18 protein-coding genes are annotated in these 15,271 nt (G+C 66.8%); 9 read left to right on the top strand and 9 right to left on the bottom strand.

Annotated features, from left to right (window positions below; genetic code table 11):
- Positions 1 to 10: 10 nt before the first annotated feature.
- Positions 11 to 226, bottom strand: coding sequence for a hypothetical protein (locus JQ603_RS00545; RefSeq protein WP_212335857.1), 216 nt, complete (start codon positions 224 to 226; stop codon positions 11 to 13).
- Positions 227 to 272: 46 nt separating this feature from the next.
- Between JQ603_RS00545 and ruvX the strand changes: the two genes are divergently transcribed.
- Positions 273 to 752: a Holliday junction resolvase RuvX gene (gene ruvX / locus JQ603_RS00540; protein ID WP_212335856.1), complete on the top strand. Its 480-nt coding sequence runs from the start codon at positions 273 to 275 to the stop codon at positions 750 to 752.
- Positions 753 to 756: 4 nt separating this feature from the next.
- Positions 757 to 1,680: an AEC family transporter gene (locus JQ603_RS00535; RefSeq protein ID WP_212335855.1), complete on the top strand. Its 924-nt coding sequence runs from the start codon at positions 757 to 759 to the stop codon at positions 1,678 to 1,680.
- Here JQ603_RS00535 and JQ603_RS00530 read toward each other — a convergent pair.
- The 3 genes from JQ603_RS00530 to JQ603_RS00520 are packed head-to-tail and all read right to left on the bottom strand — an operon-like array spanning position 1,677 to position 4,851.
- Positions 1,677 to 2,441, bottom strand: coding sequence for a CPBP family intramembrane glutamic endopeptidase (locus tag JQ603_RS00530; protein WP_212338090.1), 765 nt, complete (start codon positions 2,439 to 2,441; stop codon positions 1,677 to 1,679). The two genes, JQ603_RS00535 and JQ603_RS00530, sit on opposite strands and share 4 nt — an antisense overlap.
- 23 nt (positions 2,442 to 2,464) lie before the next feature.
- Positions 2,465 to 4,108 carry an acyl-CoA dehydrogenase family protein gene (locus JQ603_RS00525; RefSeq protein ID WP_212335854.1) on the bottom strand — a complete coding sequence of 548 codons (1,644 nt, stop codon included), beginning with the start codon at positions 4,106 to 4,108 and terminating at the stop codon, positions 2,465 to 2,467.
- 20 nt (positions 4,109 to 4,128) lie between these two features.
- Complete coding sequence (locus tag JQ603_RS00520; RefSeq protein WP_245003337.1) at positions 4,129 to 4,851, bottom strand: M15 family metallopeptidase; 723 nt, start codon at positions 4,849 to 4,851, stop codon at positions 4,129 to 4,131.
- A 216-nt stretch (positions 4,852 to 5,067) separates the two neighbouring features.
- Here JQ603_RS00520 and JQ603_RS00515 point away from each other — a divergent pair, with 216 nt between their 5' ends.
- The 4 genes from JQ603_RS00515 (at position 5,068) to JQ603_RS00500 (ending at position 9,401) form a co-directional block, all read left to right on the top strand.
- On the top strand, positions 5,068 to 6,015 hold the full coding sequence (locus JQ603_RS00515; protein ID WP_080137055.1) for an aspartate carbamoyltransferase catalytic subunit: 948 nt from the start codon (positions 5,068 to 5,070) through the stop codon (positions 6,013 to 6,015).
- Positions 6,016 to 6,020: 5 nt separating this feature from the next.
- Positions 6,021 to 7,322 (top strand): dihydroorotase, encoded by a 1,302-nt coding sequence (locus JQ603_RS00510; protein WP_212338088.1) that lies wholly within the window; start codon positions 6,021 to 6,023, stop codon positions 7,320 to 7,322.
- Between the two features lie 62 nt (positions 7,323 to 7,384).
- Positions 7,385 to 7,981 carry a glycerol-3-phosphate 1-O-acyltransferase PlsY gene (gene plsY, locus JQ603_RS00505; RefSeq protein WP_212335852.1) on the top strand — a complete coding sequence of 199 codons (597 nt, stop codon included), beginning with the start codon at positions 7,385 to 7,387 and terminating at the stop codon, positions 7,979 to 7,981.
- Between the two features lie 211 nt (positions 7,982 to 8,192).
- Complete coding sequence (locus JQ603_RS00500; protein WP_212335851.1) at positions 8,193 to 9,401, top strand: patatin-like phospholipase family protein; 1,209 nt, start codon at positions 8,193 to 8,195, stop codon at positions 9,399 to 9,401.
- On the opposite strand, the gene JQ603_RS00495 is transcribed toward JQ603_RS00500, so the two are convergent.
- Positions 9,393 to 10,637, bottom strand: a complete 1,245-nt coding sequence (locus JQ603_RS00495; RefSeq protein WP_212335850.1) for an amidase — start codon at positions 10,635 to 10,637, stop codon at positions 9,393 to 9,395. The genes JQ603_RS00500 and JQ603_RS00495 overlap by 9 nt on opposite strands.
- Positions 10,638 to 10,727: 90 nt before the next feature.
- On the opposite strand from JQ603_RS00495, the gene dprA reads away from it, so the two are divergent.
- Positions 10,728 to 11,870 carry a DNA-processing protein DprA gene (dprA, locus tag JQ603_RS00490; RefSeq protein ID WP_212335849.1) on the top strand — a complete coding sequence of 381 codons (1,143 nt, stop codon included), beginning with the start codon at positions 10,728 to 10,730 and terminating at the stop codon, positions 11,868 to 11,870.
- On the opposite strand, the gene JQ603_RS00485 is transcribed toward dprA, so the two are convergent.
- Positions 11,867 to 12,301, bottom strand: a complete 435-nt coding sequence (locus tag JQ603_RS00485; RefSeq protein WP_212335848.1) for a winged helix-turn-helix transcriptional regulator — start codon at positions 12,299 to 12,301, stop codon at positions 11,867 to 11,869. The two genes, dprA and JQ603_RS00485, sit on opposite strands and share 4 nt — an antisense overlap.
- Positions 12,302 to 12,384: 83 nt before the next feature.
- Here JQ603_RS00485 and JQ603_RS00480 point away from each other — a divergent pair, with 83 nt between their 5' ends.
- On the top strand, positions 12,385 to 12,990 hold the full coding sequence (locus JQ603_RS00480) for an FMN-dependent NADH-azoreductase (protein WP_212335847.1): 606 nt from the start codon (positions 12,385 to 12,387) through the stop codon (positions 12,988 to 12,990).
- 49 nt (positions 12,991 to 13,039) lie between these two features.
- On the opposite strand, the gene JQ603_RS00475 is transcribed toward JQ603_RS00480, so the two are convergent.
- Positions 13,040 to 13,222: a hypothetical protein gene (locus tag JQ603_RS00475; RefSeq protein ID WP_212335846.1), complete on the bottom strand. Its 183-nt coding sequence runs from the start codon at positions 13,220 to 13,222 to the stop codon at positions 13,040 to 13,042.
- Positions 13,223 to 13,399: 177 nt separating this feature from the next.
- Positions 13,400 to 14,173, bottom strand: coding sequence for an SDR family oxidoreductase (locus JQ603_RS00470; RefSeq protein WP_212335845.1), 774 nt, complete (start codon positions 14,171 to 14,173; stop codon positions 13,400 to 13,402).
- Between the two features lie 121 nt (positions 14,174 to 14,294).
- Between JQ603_RS00470 and JQ603_RS00465 the strand changes: the two genes are divergently transcribed.
- Positions 14,295 to 14,765, top strand: a complete 471-nt coding sequence (locus JQ603_RS00465) for a winged helix-turn-helix transcriptional regulator (protein WP_212335844.1) — start codon at positions 14,295 to 14,297, stop codon at positions 14,763 to 14,765.
- A gap of 227 nt (positions 14,766 to 14,992) precedes the next feature.
- On the opposite strand, the gene JQ603_RS00460 is transcribed toward JQ603_RS00465, so the two are convergent.
- Positions 14,993 to 15,232, bottom strand: coding sequence for a hypothetical protein (locus tag JQ603_RS00460; protein ID WP_212335843.1), 240 nt, complete (start codon positions 15,230 to 15,232; stop codon positions 14,993 to 14,995).
- Positions 15,233 to 15,271: the final 39 nt, after the last annotated feature.

Here is a 15,271-nt window from a genome sequence, read left to right as displayed (position 1 = left end):
CGCCCCTCCGTCACTGCGGCCTCAGATGCCACCGCCGCAACGCGACCAAGGCCCAGATCGCCTCGACGAGGCCGAACGGCCAGGCGCCCTGCAGGAAGCCGTAAGCCGAGCCGAGCGCGCACGACACCGCGAACAGCAGCACGAACCAGCGGCTGCGATCTTCCAGGGCATAGCAGACCAGCATCGCCGTCACGGCAAACAAGCCGAATAGTGTCAGCGCATCCATGTTCCGGGTTCACTCCGCAGCGCGACGCATGATATGCGCTACATCCATGCCGGCTCTTATCCTGCCTCTCGTCGATGCTGCAACCCACTGGCCCGAACGCGGCGCGCTGGTCGGGCTCGACCTCGGCACAAAAACGATTGGCGTCGCCGTGTCCGACCCGGACCGGCGGCTGGCGACCGGCGTCGAGACGATCCAGCGCAAGCAGTTCAAGCAGGATGCCGCCCGGCTGCTTGCCATCGCGGCCGAACGCAAGGCGGCCGGCTTCGTGCTCGGCCTGCCCATCAACATGGACGGCAGCGAGGGCCCGCGCGCGCAATCCACCCGCGCCTTCGCCCGCAACCTCGCCGGCCTCACCGCCCTCCCCATCGGCCTCTGGGACGAGCGCCTGTCGACCGCGGCCGTCGAGCGCGAGCTGATCGGCATGGACGTCAGCCGTGCCAAGCGGGCCGAGGTGATCGACGAGCACGCCGCGATCTTCATCCTGCAAGGTGCGCTCGACCGCCTGACCAATCTGCGCACCGGCTGATCCCATGACTGTGGTGATCGCGGCGCTGCTGCCGGTCTTCATCCTCATCGTGCTCGGCGTCGTGCTCCGGCACAGCCTGATGCGGCTGGACACGCAATGGCACGGGCTGGAGCGGCTGACCTATTTCGTGCTGTTCCCGATGTTGCTGATCCAGACGCTGGTGAAGGCGGACCTGACAAAGGTGCCGGTCGCCGGGGTCGCCGGCGCACTGCTGCTGTCGGCACTGGCGATGTCGCTGCTCTGCCTCGCACTGCGCCCGGCGCTGTCGCGGCTCGACATCGACGGCCCCGCCTTCACCTCGATCTTCCAGGGCGCGACGCGCTGGCAGACCTATGTCGCGCTCTCCGTCTCCGCCAACATGTTCGGCGATGTCGGGCTGGCACTCGCTTCCGTGGCCATGGTCGCAATCATCCCGCTGGTCAACGTCTTCAGCGTCGCCGTGCTTGCGCACTATGCTTCGCCGGAGAAGCAGTCCGTGCGCGCGATCGTCATGACGGTGATCCGCAATCCCCTGATCTGGGCCTGCGCCATCGGGCTTCTCGTCAATGTCGTCCATCTGCCGCTGCCAAAGATCTGGCACGAGGTGGCGGACGCGCTCGGCCGCTCCTCGCTCGCCATCGGCCTGCTCGTGACCGGCGCCGGCCTCCAGCTCAAGGGCCTGCTCCGCCCCAGCGTGGGCGTGACGATCGGGGTGGCATTCAAGCTGGCGCTGATGCCGATACTTGCGCTGGCACTCGCCGCCTGGTTCGGGCTGTCAGGCACCAACCTTGCGATCGTCGCGATCTGCGCGGCGGTGCCGACCTCGCCAAGCGCCTATGTGCTGGCTCGCCAGATGGGCGGCGATGCGCCGCTGCTCGCGCAGATCATCACGCTGCAGACGATCTTGGCCGCGATCACCATGCCGGTCGCGATCGCGCTGGTGGCCTAGCTCCCCAACCACATCGTCAGCACCACCGCCGTCATGTTGTTGAGCGCGTGCAATATGATCGTCAGCCAGAGCGAACCCGCGCGATGGCGCATGTAGCCGAACCACAGGCCGATGGTGAAGACCTCGGCGAGAAAGTAGATGTCGTATTGCAGGTGCACGACCGTCCACACCAGCGACGACAGCAGAATCGCGCCGGGCACGCGCAGAAAGCTCGCCGACCAGCCCCGTAACAGGAATCCGCGCGCCAAAACCTCTTCCGACATCGGAGCGGCCACGCTGAAGGCGATCAGCAGCAGGAGCGCGGCGCCCTTGTCGCGGCCGGTTTTCAACAGATCGGTCATGAAGCCCGGCGTCGCCTCGCGGCCGAGCGATCGCGACGCCACCTCCCAGGCCAGGACGATGAGGACGAGACCGACGGCGCCGAACAGCAGCTGCTTCCAGGACGGCCAATAGAGCGCAAGATAGTCGACGAAGGCCGCCTTCTTGATGCGGATGGCAAGCCACACCGCCGCCAGCGTCGCCGGCAGGCCCATAATCACCGACAGCGCCAGCGCCTGGGGCTCGTGACCGATCGACTGGAACGAGGCCATGTCGATCGGGACGCCGCGAAGCACGACCAGCAGCACGATGGCACTGAGCTGCCCGACGAACATCGCGAAGAAGATGAAGAGGCCCCAGAGCGCGGTGCCCCAGAACTTCCAGACGCGCGGCGGCGCAGGCGTCATGACGAGCGGCGGATGATCGGGATTGAGGGAGTCCATCAGGAGGCTTTCGTTGGGAAGGCTCACGGCAGCGCCCGCTCCAGCAGCGCGCGAACGTCGTTGCTCTCGAGCTCCACCGCGCCATACATGCTGGCATGGGTCGTTGCGAGGCGCGTGGCGGCGAACAGCTCGGCCTGACGTGGCGAGACGCCATTGAGCGCGGCGGCCGCCGCCAGCAGCGCCAGCCTCTCGACCGCGAGGCGCGCGACGCGTTCGCCATCGGCGCGGCGAAAGGTCTTGCCGATGAACGCAGCCGCCTCGCCTGCGCCCGGCAGGCCGTTGGTCTCGGCCGCGAGCGATTGCAGCACCGCCGTCGCCGCATCCGGCTCGCGCGCGAGCGCGCGCAGCACGTCGAGGCACATCACGTTGCCCGAGCCCTCCCAGATCGCGTTGACCGGCGACTCCCGGTAGTGGCGCGCCAAAATGCCGTCCTCGACATAGCCGTTGCCGCCGAGGCACTCCATCGCCTCGTAAAGAAATGCCGGCGCACTCTTGCAGGTCCAGTATTTGATCGCGGGCGTCAGCAGCCGCATGTAGGCGGCCTCGGACGCATCGTGCGGGGTGCGGTCGAAGGCGCGGCAGAGCCGCATCACCAGCGCCGTGCTCGCTTCCACATGCAGCGCCATGTCCGACAGCACGGCCTGCATCAGGGGCTGATCGGCCAGATGCTTCTGGAACACGCTGCGGTGACGGGCGTGATGCAGCGCATGGGCGAGGCCCGAACGCATCAGGCCGACCGAGGCGATGGCGCAATCCTGCCGCGTCAGCTGCACCATCTGGATGATGGTGCGGATGCCCTTGCCCTCCTCGCCGACGGCTTCCGCATAGGCGCCGACGAACTCGACCTCGGAGGACGCATTGGAACGGTTGCCGAGCTTGTCCTTCAGCCGCTGGAACTGGATCGCATTGACCGAGCCGTCCGGCGCAAAGCGCGGCATGAAGAAACAGGTCAGACCTTGCTCGGCCTGCGCCAGCACCAGAAACGCGTCGCACATCGGCGCCGACATGAACCATTTGTGCCCGGTGATGCGATAGGCATCGCCGTCACGCACCGCGCGCGTCATGTTGGCGCGGACGTCGGTGCCGCCCTGCTTCTCGGTCATGCCCATGCCGAGCGTCATGCCGCGCTTGTCCCACCACGGCGCGAAGCCGGGATCGTAGCTCTTGGTCGACAGCACCGGCATCACGCGCGCGAGCAGATCCGGCTGCATCGCCAGCGCCGCCACGGAGGCGCGCGTCATCGTGATCGGGCAGAGATGGCCGGTCTCGACTTGCGCAGCGATGTAGAACCTTGCGGCCCGGATGACCTCGGCGGCATCGCCCGCAGGCCGACCGTCCGTCGTCCAGGTCGAATTGTGCACGCCGGCATGCGCGCTGTGCGCCATCAGCTCGTGATACGAGGGGTGAAACTCGACCTGGTCGCGGCGATTGCCTTTCGCATCGAAGGTCCGCAGCTTCGGCGTGTTCTCGTTCGCCACGCGCCCGCGATCCGCCATCGCGGCCGAGCCCCAATGCCTGCCGAACTCCGACAGCTCGCGTTCCGCCGCCGCGCCGCCATTGGCCTTGACCGCATCGACCAGCGGCCGATCCACCGCGAACAGGTCGACGTCCTCGAATGGCGGCGACTGGTTGAAGACCTCGTGGGTCGCGAAACTGGGCTGGGTCATCTTGCGTCCTCGGCGCGGAATCAGTTCCGGCGCGGCTGGATCGGGAAATCATAGGCCGCCCCGCCCGCCCCCGGCAGGGAAAAGTGCCACCACTCCTTCGAATAGTTCACAAAGCCTTGCCTGGCCATCGCAGCCACCAGCCGCCTGCGCCAGGCGCGCTGCTCCTGTGTGATCGACGGTGCCGCGGTATGGCCCCTGGCGTCGGTACAGTCGTAGCCGGTGCCCATGTCGACGCTGCCTTCCGGCGCCCGCGCCTCGACCGGTGCCGTGCAATCGGCATAGGTCCTTGTCGGGTCATATTTGCCGGAATTGTCGGCCTTGAGATCGACCAGCGTGAGGTCGAGTGCGGCACCGGTGGAATGCTGCGAGCGGCTCGCGATGTAGCCGAGGCGAAACAGCTCGGTCTTCGGGATCTTCGGATTGTAGCGCCGCTCGGCGGCGGTCTCGTGGCCATTCTGCGACCACTTGACCATGTCGAGCGAGGCCCGCGCCGGGCGGTAGCAGTCGAACATTTTCAGCGACAGATTTTGCGCCGCCAGCTCCGTTTGCACCGCCTTGAGCCGCTCCCCCACCTCCCGTTTCACCACGCACTCGCCGGCGCTGTAGCCGGCAAGCGGACGGCCGACGAAATTGTTCGACGTGGCGTAGCGGATGTCCTGGATGATGCTGGGATCGATCTCGCGCAGATAGACGAAGCCGCCGGGGAGCGACTGGGCGGCCGCGGATGAGATGGAAGCGATCATGAAAAATGAAATTGAAATAGATCTGACCAAGCTCATTCACCTTCCCCTGTCATTCCGGGGCGATGCGAAGCATCGAGCCCGGAATCCCGAGATTCCGGGTCTGGCGCTGGCGCGCCATCCCGGAATGACTGTGCGGGAGACAGATCAGGGGATAACTCCGGTCCCGCTCTTTGCCCCTTGCCCCACCCCCGGTCCGCGCCTATAGCTCTGCTTTTAATGACATCGAAATCGACCTTCGTCCTCGGCCACCGGCATTTGCTGGGCATCGAGGGCCTTTCCGCGGCCGACATCACCGGCCTCCTCGACCTGTCTGAAGAATATGTCGAGCTCAACCGCCAGGTTGACAAGAAGCGCACCGTCCTGCGTGGACGGACGCAGGTGAACCTCTTCTTCGAGGCCTCCACCCGGACCCAATCCTCGTTCGAGCTCGCGGGAAAGCGGCTCGGCGCCGACGTCATGAACATGTCGGTCGCCTCCTCGTCCATCAAGAAGGGCGAGACGCTGATCGACACCGCGATGACGCTCAACGCGATGCATCCGGACATCCTGGTGATGCGCCATCACGCCTCCGGCGCCGTGGAACTCCTGGCCCGCAAGGTTGACGGGTCCGTGATCAATGCCGGCGACGGCGCGCACGAGCATCCGACCCAGGCGCTGCTCGACGCCCTGACCATTCGCCGCAACAAGGGCCGCATCGAGGGGCTCGTGGTCGCGATCTGCGGCGACGTGCTGCATTCGCGCGTCGCCCGTTCCAACATCATCCTGCTCAACACCATGGGCGCCCGCGTCCGCGTCGTCGGCCCCTCCACGCTGCTGCCGCCCGGCATCGAGCGGATGGGCGTCGAGGTCGCGCGCGACATGCGCGAGGGCCTCAACGGCGCCGACATCGTCATGATGCTGCGGCTGCAACGCGAGCGCATGAACGGCTCCTTCGTGCCGTCGACCTCCGAGTACTTCAACTATTTCGGGCTCGACCAGAAGAAGCTCGCTTACGCCAAGCCGGACGCCCTCGTCATGCATCCCGGCCCGATGAACCGCGGCGTCGAGATCGACACGGCGGTCGCCGACGGCGCGCAGTCCCTGATCCGCGAACAGGTCGAGATGGGCGTCGCCGTCCGTATGGCGGTGCTGGAAGCACTCGCCCGTAACCTGCCGAACGCGTGATGCCCATGCTGACCGACCGCCGACCCATCCTGCTCGCCAACGCCCGCGTCGTCGATCCCTCCAGGGATTTCGACGGCGTCGGCGACGTCCTGATTGCCGACGGCACCATTCGCGAGACCCGCCGCGGCATCGGCGCGGCCGGCGTCCCTGAGGGCACCGACGTCGTCAACTGTGCCGGCAAGATCGTGGCGCCCGGCCTGATCGACATGCGCGCCTTCGTCGGCGAGCCCGGCTTCAGCCATCGCGAGACCTTTGCCACCGCGAGCCAGGCGGCTGCGACCGGCGGCATCACCACCATCATCTGCCAGCCCGACACCCTGCCCGTGGTCGACAATTCGGCGACCGTCGACTTCGTGATGCGGCGCGCCCGCGACACCGCGATCGTCAACATCCAGCCGATGGCAGCGCTCACCAAGGGCATGCACGGCCAGGAGATGACCGAGTTCGGCCTGCTGAAAGCCGCGGGCGCCGTGGCTTTCAGCGATGGCGACAAAAGCGTGACCAATGCGCAGGTAATGCGCCGCGCGCTGACCTACGCGCGCGATTTCGACGCGCTGATCGTGCACTACACGGAGGACCCCGATCTCGTCGGAGAAGGCGTGATGAACGAGGGCGAGTTCGCATCGCGACTGGGCCTGATGGGCATCCCGAGTGCCGCCGAGGCGGTGATCCTCGAGCGCGACATGCGCCTCGTTGCGCTGACCGGCGGCCGCTATCACGCGGCATCGCTGTCCTGCATCGATTCCCTCGACGTGCTGAAACGCGCCCGCGACGCCGGGCTCGCCGTCAGCGCCTCGGTCTCGATCAACCACCTCGCGCTGAACGAGAACGACATCGGCCCCTACCGGACGTTCCTGAAACTGTCGCCGCCGCTGCGCACCGAGGACGACCGCCGCGCGCTGGTCGCCGCCGTCGCCTCCGGCCTCGTCGACGTCATCATGTCCGATCACAATCCGCAGGACGTCGAGGTCAAGCGCCTGCCGTTCGCGGAAGCCGCGCCCGGCGCCATCGGCCTGGAGACCATGCTGCCCGCCGGCCTGCGGCTTGTGCACAATGGCGAGCTGGAGCTGAAGACGCTGATCCGGGCGATGTCGACCCGGCCGGCGGAGCTGCTCGGCCTGCCGGGCGGAACCCTGCGCGCGGGTGCGCCTGCGGACGTGATCGTGATCGACCCCGATGTGCCCTGGGTGGTCGATCCCGCCGACCTCAAATCGCCCTGCAAGAACACCCCGTTCGACGAGGCCCGCTTTACAGGCCGCGTGGTGCGCACCATTGTCGGCGGACGGACGGTCTACGAGCATGTCTGACGTGCGAGTTCTTGCGCGGCGTCCGGGTTCGACATGCAGATGCGGCCTTTGGAGATCCAGCCATGGGGCTTGAAGCCTTCCTGCCGGTGGCCTTCGTCATCGGCTACCTGCTCGGCTCGATTCCGTTCGGGCTGGTCCTCACCAAACTTGCCGGCACGCAGGATATCCGCTCGATCGGCTCCGGCAGCATCGGCGCCACCAATGTGCTGCGCACGGGACGCAAGAGCCTTGCCGCGGGCACCCTGCTGTTCGATGCACTGAAGGGTACCGTGGCCGTGGTGATCGCCGGCTACGTCGCCGGCCCCAATGCCGCGATGGTGGCCGGGCTCGGCGCTTTCCTCGGGCACCTCTTTCCGGTCTGGCTCAAGTTCAAGGGCGGAAAAGGTGTCGCCGTCTATATCGGCATCCTGCTCGGACTGTTCTGGCCGGCCGCGGTGGTGTTCTGCCTGCTCTGGCTGGCGACCGCCTTCACCACCCGCTACTCCTCGCTCTCGGCGCTGGTGGCGTCCTTCATCACGCCGATGTTCCTGTGGTGGTTCGGCCATCTCGCCTTGTCTGCGCTGTTCGCAGTGCTGACGCTGCTGCTGTTCTACGCGCATCGCGAGAACATCAAGCGGCTGCAATCGGGCAAGGAAAGCCGGATCGGCGAGAAGGCCTAGAGCGTTTTCGAGCGAAGTGGATACCGGTTCGCGTCAAGAAAACGCGTCAAACAAAATCCAAGGCTGAAAAAAGTACGGATACTGCCGCACCCTTTCCGCATTATATGCCAAATCCTGTTCGCAACTTCCGCACCACTCGCGGCAGGCTGTAGCGGACGGGTTCCATGCCTGTCATCCTGACGTGGAAGATGGCGTTACGCGGTTGCTCAGGATGAGCGAGAAGATTGTTGGCGCGCAGATTGACGGTGGTTCGCAAGGTGCGGCACGCACCGCGGCAAGCCGGCTGCTCTTTGCAACGGACATCTGGTCCGGTGCTCCCTCGCCACCTCCCGCTCCTGAGCCTGCCTCCGTTGCACCGCCCGCGCCGCCGCCTGTTTCGGCAGCGCAACCTCCCCGTCCTGTCCAGGCGATCACCACGACCGCCCCTGTTGCGCCGGCTCGATCAAGGCAATGGCCGCCGCAAAAACTCTCGTTGGCCCTCCAGGGCGGCGGCACCTTCGCGGCCTTCACCTGGGGCGTGCTGGAGCGGCTGCTGGAAGAGCCTGATATCGAAATCGACACCATCAGCGGCGCCAGCGCCGGTGCCGTCAATGCGCTCCTGCTCGCCTCCGGCCTCGCCGAGGGCGGCCGTGAAGCCGCCCGCAGCCGGCTGAACCGGTTCTGGGTCCGCCTGATGCATGAGGCCTCGTTCCGCTCATTGATGCTGGTCGGCGGCTTCTCGCCGGCGGGAAGCTCGGTCGCATTCGGGCCGACGCTGCGCTCCGGCCAGTTCGATCCGTTCGATCTCGATCCGCTCAGGCAGGCGCTGTCGCGCGACATCGATTTCGCGGCGCTGCGCGAAGTGAAATCGCCAAGACTCCTGATCGCGGCGACGCGGATTCGCGACGGGCAGCAACAAATCTTCCGCAACGATGCCATCACCGCCGACGTCGCGCTGGCCTCGACCTGCCCGCCGCTTGTTCACTGCGCCGTCGAGATCGACGGCGAGGCCTATTGGGACGGCGGCTTCGGCGGCAATCCGCCGCTGGTGAGACTGGTGCAGGAAACGTCGGCGACGGACGTGCTGCTGGTCCAGGTCACGCCGTCGCGCGACAGCTACGTGCCGATCACGCTCGCCGCGATCGACCGCAGGCTCGACCAGATCGCTGCGAACGCCGCGCTCAATGCCGAGATCGCCGCGATCGAATGGGCGCGGCCGCAGACGGCACCTTCGCTGCGGCTCTCGAGGATCGCGGCGGAAGACTCCGTTGACGGGCTGGCGCAGCGCTCATCGACCGATCTCGGCCGCGGCTTCATCCGCCTGTTGCACCGGAGCGGCCGCGAAGCCGCCGAGCGCTGGTTCCGTCAGGGCGCAATCGCCGGCGCAGCCCCACCTGCATCCGGCCAAAGCATCGCCGCCACCGAACCCGCGCTAGCCTGACTTCGCCAGCGCATTCTCCAGGAACCACGCCGTGGCCAGCGCATGCGCGTCATTGCCGAAGCGCGCGATCACCTGCACGCCGATCGGCAGGCCGTTGACCTTCAGCACGGGAACGTTGACGCAAGGATTGCCCATCAGTGTCCAGAGCCGGTTGTAGCGAGGATCGCCTGTCGTCGCGAGCGCCTTGGTCGGCGCGGTGCCGGGCGCGGAATAAGTGAGCAGCACGTCGACCCCTTCGAACAGCTCGCCGAGCTCGCGACGGCCGCGGCGGGCGATCCGGCGTGCATCGTCGTATTCTTTCGGCGTCAGTCCGACGGTCTCATCGAGGCTGGCGCGCAGCATCGGCGCGATCTCGTCGTGACGCGCGTCAAACTCCCAGGCGAGCGCGCGATGCGCCTCAAAGTTCTGGATGATGGGATGGATGCGCCAGGATTCCCTGACCGCCTCGGGCAGATCGATGGTCTGCACACTGGCGCCGGCCTTCTCGGCCGCCTTGATCGCCGCCTGCAAGCCCTCCTCTGCCGCCGGCTCCACGGCCTTGGCAAACTCCTGCCTGACCACGCCGATGCGCGGCGCTTTCGCCGGCGTAATACCGGAGAATTCGGTGCGGCCGGTCATCGCCAAAAGCCCGCGCGCGAGATCTTCTGCGCGTGATCCGAACAGGCCGACCGTATCGAGCGCCCACGAATAGCACTTCACGCCGACCGTCGGCAGCATGCGGAACGACGGCTTGATCGCGGCAGCGCCGCAATAGGCGGCGGGCCGGATCACCGAGCCGCCGGTCTGGGTGCCCAGCGCCAGCGGAATCATGCCAGCGCCGACGGCTGCGGCCGACCCGGCGGACGAGCCGCCCGGCGTATGGCCGAGATTGTGCGGATTGAGCGTCGGGGTCGGATCACTCGAGGCGAACGCTGTGGTCGTGGTCTTGCCGATGATGGTCGCGCCTGCCCGCTTCAGCATCATCACGACCGGCGCATCCGAGCGCGGCTGCCAGCCGCGATAGATCTCCGAGCCCATCTCGGTCGGCATGTTGGCGGTGTCGATGATGTCCTTGATGCCGACCGCGATGCCCCGCAGCGGCCCGGAGGCTTGCGCCTTCGCGGATTTGTCGTGCCGGACGAAGGCGCGGACGTCCTTCTCCTTGGCCTCGATCGCCGCGTGCGACTGGGCGATGGCGGCCTCGGGCGAAAGCTCGCCCGCTTCAATGCGGCGCTGGAGGTCGGCAAGTGAGATCATGGCAAAACCCTTCTTATTGCCATCGCTTTTAGCATCGCGAAGGGGCCACGCAAGCGCACGCCGCTGTTGCCCACGCCCTCAGGTTGTTCCATGCTGCCCCTGCAAGGAGACGCCGTGGACGCCATCAACCCAAGCGTGGAGCTGACCGAGGCTGAGCGGATCGACCGCCTGCGGCTGATCCGCTCCGACAATGTCGGCCCGCGCACCTTCCGCTCGCTGGTCGATCATTTCGGCACGGCGCGCGCGGCGCTGGAGCGGCTGCCGGATCTGGCGCGCCGCGGCGGCGCGCAGCGATCGGGGCGCATCTGCGGCGCGGATGAGGCGAAGGCCGAGCTCGCCGCGAGCCGCAAGCTCGGCATCGCCTGGCTCGCGCCCGGCGAGGACGGCTATCCGGCGCGGCTCGCGATGATCGACGATGCGCCGCCGCTGCTCGCCGTGCGCGGCGACACCAAAACCCTGATGCGACCGATGATCGCGATCGTCGGCTCGCGCAACGCCTCCGGCGCCGGACTGAAATTTGCCGGCCAGCTCGCGCGCGAGCTCGGCGAGGCCGGCTTCGTCATCATCTCGGGGCTGGCGCGCGGCGTCGACCAGGCGGCGCATCGCACCAGCGTGGAGAGCGGCACGATCGCGGTGCTCGCCGGCGGCCATGACTGCATCTATCCGCCCGAGCATGGCGACCTGCTCGCCGCGATCCTCGATCGCGCGGGCGCGGCGATCTCCGAGATGCCGCTCGGCCATGAGCCGCGCGCCCGCGACTTTCCCCGCCGCAACCGGCTGATCTCGGGCGCCTCGCTCGGTGTCATCGTGGTGGAGGCGGCACACCGCTCCGGCTCGCTGATCACCGCACGCATGGCGGCCGAACAGGGCCGCGAGGTGTTCGCCGTGCCGGGCTCGCCGCTCGATCCGCGCGCCGCCGGCACCAACGATCTGATCAAGCAGGGCGCAACGCTCGTCACCGAAGCCGCCGACATCGTCAACGCGGTGCAGCCGATCATGGAGCGGCCGCTGATGCACCCCGTTGGCGAACCCGACAGCGAGCCGTTTGAAAGCGATCCGCAAGGGCATGACCGCGACCAGATCACCGGCCTGCTCGGCCCTGCGCCAATCTCGATCGACGACCTCGTGCGGATGTCCGGCGCCTCGCCTGCGATCGTGCGCACCGTGCTGCTGGAGCTCGAGCTCGCCGGCCGGCTCGAACGCCACGGCGGCGGATTGGTGTCGCTGCTTTAGCCCTCGTTGCGCTGGTCGAACCGGGTGCGTGCGGCCTCGATCTGATCGAGATGGTCCTTCGCCCATTTGCCGAGCGCCTCGACGGGCCGCGACAGGCCGCGGCCGAGATCGGTCAGCTCATAGTCCACGCGCGGCGGAATGGTCGGGAAGATGGTGCGCGTGACGAGGCCGTCGCGCTCGAGGCCGCGCAGCGTCAGGGTCAGCATCCGCTGCGAGATGCCGTTGATCATGCGCTTCAGCTCATTGAAGCGCCGTGGCCCGTCGCTCAGCATCATGATCACGAACACGCTCCATTTGTCGCCGACGCGGGACAGCACGGAGGCGACCCCGCGGCAGTCCGCGTGGTTCGGATCTGGCCGTTGATCCAGACCCTGATCTGGCCTTGGCGAGGCAGGCAAATCGGTGTGTGCCGGTTTCAAATATGTGTCCATGGCTCAAAAAAGTGCGTTCTTGCGGGGATTTCGACAGTCACTCATGTAGTCCGGGTTACAAATCTATACCAGGGTGACCCCAAATGAAACTCCTCCATATCGACTCCAGCGTGCTCGGCCCCCACTCCGTCAGCCGGCAGGTTTCCGCCGCCATCGTCGACCGCCTCAAGCAGGCGACGCCCTCGCTTCAGGTGGCCTATCGCGACCTGAGCCAGACCCCGCTCGCCCACCTCTCCGGCTCGCATCTGGCGGCCGCGCAAGGCGCGCCCGCGCCGGCGGAACTCGCACCTGACCTTGCCGCGAGCGCGGCCGCGCTGGACGAGTTCCTGGCCGCCGACATCGTCGTGATCGGCGCCCCCATGTACAACTTCACCATTCCCAGCCAGCTCAAGGCGTGGATCGACCGCATCGTCGTCGCGGGCAAGACGTTCAGCTACGGGGCAAATGGGCCGCAGGGTCTTGCCGGCGGCAAGCGTGTGATCCTGGCGATCTCACGTGGCGGCTATTACGGCGCAGGCTCGCCGGCCGCGGCGCTCGAGCATCTCGAAACCTATCTGCGCGGCGTGTTCGGCTTCATCGGCATCAATCCCGAATTCATCAGCGCCGATGGCATCCAGGTCGGACCGGAGCACCGCGAAAAGGCGATTGCAGGCGCGCTCCAGGCCGCCACCAATTTGCGCGCTGCGTAAAGCACCGACAATACCAGCCGCTGCCGGACTCCGGCGGCGGCTGACCTCGCTAAAACCAGACGCCCTGCATGCCGAGGATGACGGCCACGAGCGAAATGAACAGGCCGATGCCGGAGAAGAGAGCCACGCCGATGAACTCGGAGGTGTCGGAGCGCTTGGCGGGAATGGCGGAACGTTCGGTGAAAATACGCGGTGCTGAAATCGACGAAAAAATGCGAGCTGCCTTCGGCATCACGGGCTCCCATGAAATCGGGTCTTGTGACCCCCTGCCCGTAAAAATGTCTTTGCAGCGCAAGTGAAGGTTCAACGCCTCACGCAAAGGTTTAGAAATCAGGTCGCACAACGCGAAGGAACCGGCCGACGCAACCAACGTCGTGGCGCCGACCGATTCAATTTTCGTTTTACTTGATCAGCCGCGATAGATCGGCGCGCCGCTCGGCGATGCCACCGCGCCACCGTCGACGAAGATCTCCTGACCCTGCACGTGCGCGGCATCGTCGGAGGCGAGGAACAGCACCGTCTTCGAGATGTGATCGGGTTCACCGAGGCGTCCGAGCGGCGTCATCAGCCCGATGCGCTTCTCGAACGCCTTCTCGGCCTCCGGCGTTGCGATCGCGGCGCCCCAGATCGGCGTACGGATCGCGCCGGGCGCGACGACGTTGACGCGGATGCCGCGCGGCGACAGCTCTGAAGCCATGATCCGCGCCATCGCGCGCACGCCGGCCTTCGCCGCGCCGTAAGCCGAATAGCCGGGAATGCCGAGCACCGAGATCACCGAGCCGTTGAGGATGATCGAGGCATTGTCGTTGAGGTAAGGCAGCGCCGACTGCACGGTGAAGAACACGCCGGTCAGATTGGTGCTGATGACCTTCTCGAAAACGTCCAGCGTCGCGGCGCCGAGCGGCGTGCTGCCGGGAATGCCGGCATTGGCGAACACGATGTCGAACTTGCCGAATTTTTCGGCGCCCTGTTTGATCGCGGCCTCGGTCGCGGCGATGTCGGTGGCATCGGCCGCGACCGCGAGCGCGTTCGGTCCGAGCTCCTTCCCCGCTGCGGCCAGCGTTTCCTTGTTGCGCCCGGTGATCACCACCCTGGCGCCCTCGGCCACGAACAGTTTTGCCGTCGCAAGCCCGATGCCGCTATTGCCGCCGGTGATCAGGGCCGTCTTGTTCTTCAGTCTCACGCTCGCCTCCAGTAGTTGCATGATGAAACTACATTGCCATCTAGGCCATTTGGTTTTATGATGCAACCACACAAGCGCGTGATCGGCGGCAGGACCGTGCGAACGCGAAAGGACCGGAACGATGGTGAAACGAACGAGCTTCGAGGGCGATTCCTGCCCGATCGCGCGCTCACTGGACGCGCTCGGCGACTGGTGGTCGCTGCTGATCATCCGCGAGGCGCTGTTCGGCCTGCGCCGCTTCGGCGAGTTTCAGGGCAAGCTCGGCATGGCCAAGAACATCTTGTCAGCGCGGCTGCGCGCGCTGGTCGACCACGGCATCCTGGAGACCGCGCCCGCCTCCGACGGCAGCGCTTATCAGGAATATGTGCTGACACCGAAGGGCCGCGGCACCTTCCCGATCCTGGTCGCACTCCGGCAATGGAGCGAGGAGTTCGACGACACGCCTGAGGAGATCGCGACGATCCTGGTCGACCGCGAAAAAGGCCGCCCGGTGAAGAAGCTCGAAATGCGCGCCGAGGACGGGCGGCTACTCAGCCCTGCCGACACCACGCTGAAGCCGAGACCGGCGCGACGACGGCGCTCGGCGGGATAGCAGCGAACTGCCACCACACCGTCACTGCGAGCGTATATCTCTCACCGTCACCCTGAGGTGGCCGCTTCTTCAGCGGCCCTCGAAGGGCGACGGCCCGGCTGCATCGGCGGGGCCGCTCATCCTTCGAGGCGCGGCTTGCGATGCGTTCGCATCCCAAGCCTCGCACCTCCAGCGACGAGCGCTATGCGCTCGCACAGGGATGACGGGGCTGACATAAGACCGCGCCGCTACGACAGCTTGCGCCTCGTCCGCAGCCGCAAATGCTCGTCGGCCTCGAGCTGCGTCATGCCCAGGAGATAATGCAGCACGTCCAGCTTGTGGCGCTCGGCGAGCTTGCGCAGGGCAGCCACCTGCTCGGCGATGAAGGCCACCGCCTCATCCGCCCCGCCTTCCCCCGGTTCCTCGTTGCGCGAGCCCCCCGGCGCGCCCGATACGGCGCGCGCCCGCTTCTTTCCCGGCCTTGTCACCCGTCCCCACCCCGAATCCATGCCCCACAGAGACACTAC

Source organism: Bradyrhizobium liaoningense (genome assembly GCF_018130825.1).
Taxonomy (GTDB): domain Bacteria; phylum Pseudomonadota; class Alphaproteobacteria; order Rhizobiales; family Xanthobacteraceae; genus Bradyrhizobium; species Bradyrhizobium liaoningense_B.
This window is presented reverse-complemented; position numbering and strand designations above follow the sequence as displayed.

Coding starts and splice junctions, on each gene's coding strand:
- JQ603_RS00495 (WP_212335850.1), bottom strand. CDS start 10,637: ATGATCTCACTTGCCGACCTCCAGCGCCGCATTGAAGCGGGCGAGCTT.
- JQ603_RS00535 (WP_212335855.1), top strand. CDS start 757: ATGACTGTGGTGATCGCGGCGCTGCTGCCGGTCTTCATCCTCATCGTG.
- JQ603_RS00465 (WP_212335844.1), top strand. CDS start 14,295: ATGGTGAAACGAACGAGCTTCGAGGGCGATTCCTGCCCGATCGCGCGC.
- JQ603_RS00530 (WP_212338090.1), bottom strand. CDS start 2,441: ATGGACTCCCTCAATCCCGATCATCCGCCGCTCGTCATGACGCCTGCG.
- JQ603_RS00500 (WP_212335851.1), top strand. CDS start 8,193: ATGAGCGAGAAGATTGTTGGCGCGCAGATTGACGGTGGTTCGCAAGGT.
- JQ603_RS00520 (WP_245003337.1), bottom strand. CDS start 4,851: ATGATCGCTTCCATCTCATCCGCGGCCGCCCAGTCGCTCCCCGGCGGC.
- JQ603_RS00545 (WP_212335857.1), bottom strand. CDS start 226: ATGGATGCGCTGACACTATTCGGCTTGTTTGCCGTGACGGCGATGCTG.
- JQ603_RS00480 (WP_212335847.1), top strand. CDS start 12,385: ATGAAACTCCTCCATATCGACTCCAGCGTGCTCGGCCCCCACTCCGTC.
- plsY (WP_212335852.1), top strand. CDS start 7,385: ATGGGGCTTGAAGCCTTCCTGCCGGTGGCCTTCGTCATCGGCTACCTG.
- JQ603_RS00485 (WP_212335848.1), bottom strand. CDS start 12,301: ATGGACACATATTTGAAACCGGCACACACCGATTTGCCTGCCTCGCCA.
- JQ603_RS00510 (WP_212338088.1), top strand. CDS start 6,021: ATGCTGACCGACCGCCGACCCATCCTGCTCGCCAACGCCCGCGTCGTC.
- dprA (WP_212335849.1), top strand. CDS start 10,728: ATGCTGCCCCTGCAAGGAGACGCCGTGGACGCCATCAACCCAAGCGTG.
- ruvX (WP_212335856.1), top strand. CDS start 273: ATGCCGGCTCTTATCCTGCCTCTCGTCGATGCTGCAACCCACTGGCCC.
- JQ603_RS00525 (WP_212335854.1), bottom strand. CDS start 4,108: ATGACCCAGCCCAGTTTCGCGACCCACGAGGTCTTCAACCAGTCGCCG.
- JQ603_RS00515 (WP_080137055.1), top strand. CDS start 5,068: ATGACATCGAAATCGACCTTCGTCCTCGGCCACCGGCATTTGCTGGGC.
- JQ603_RS00475 (WP_212335846.1), bottom strand. CDS start 13,222: ATGCCGAAGGCAGCTCGCATTTTTTCGTCGATTTCAGCACCGCGTATT.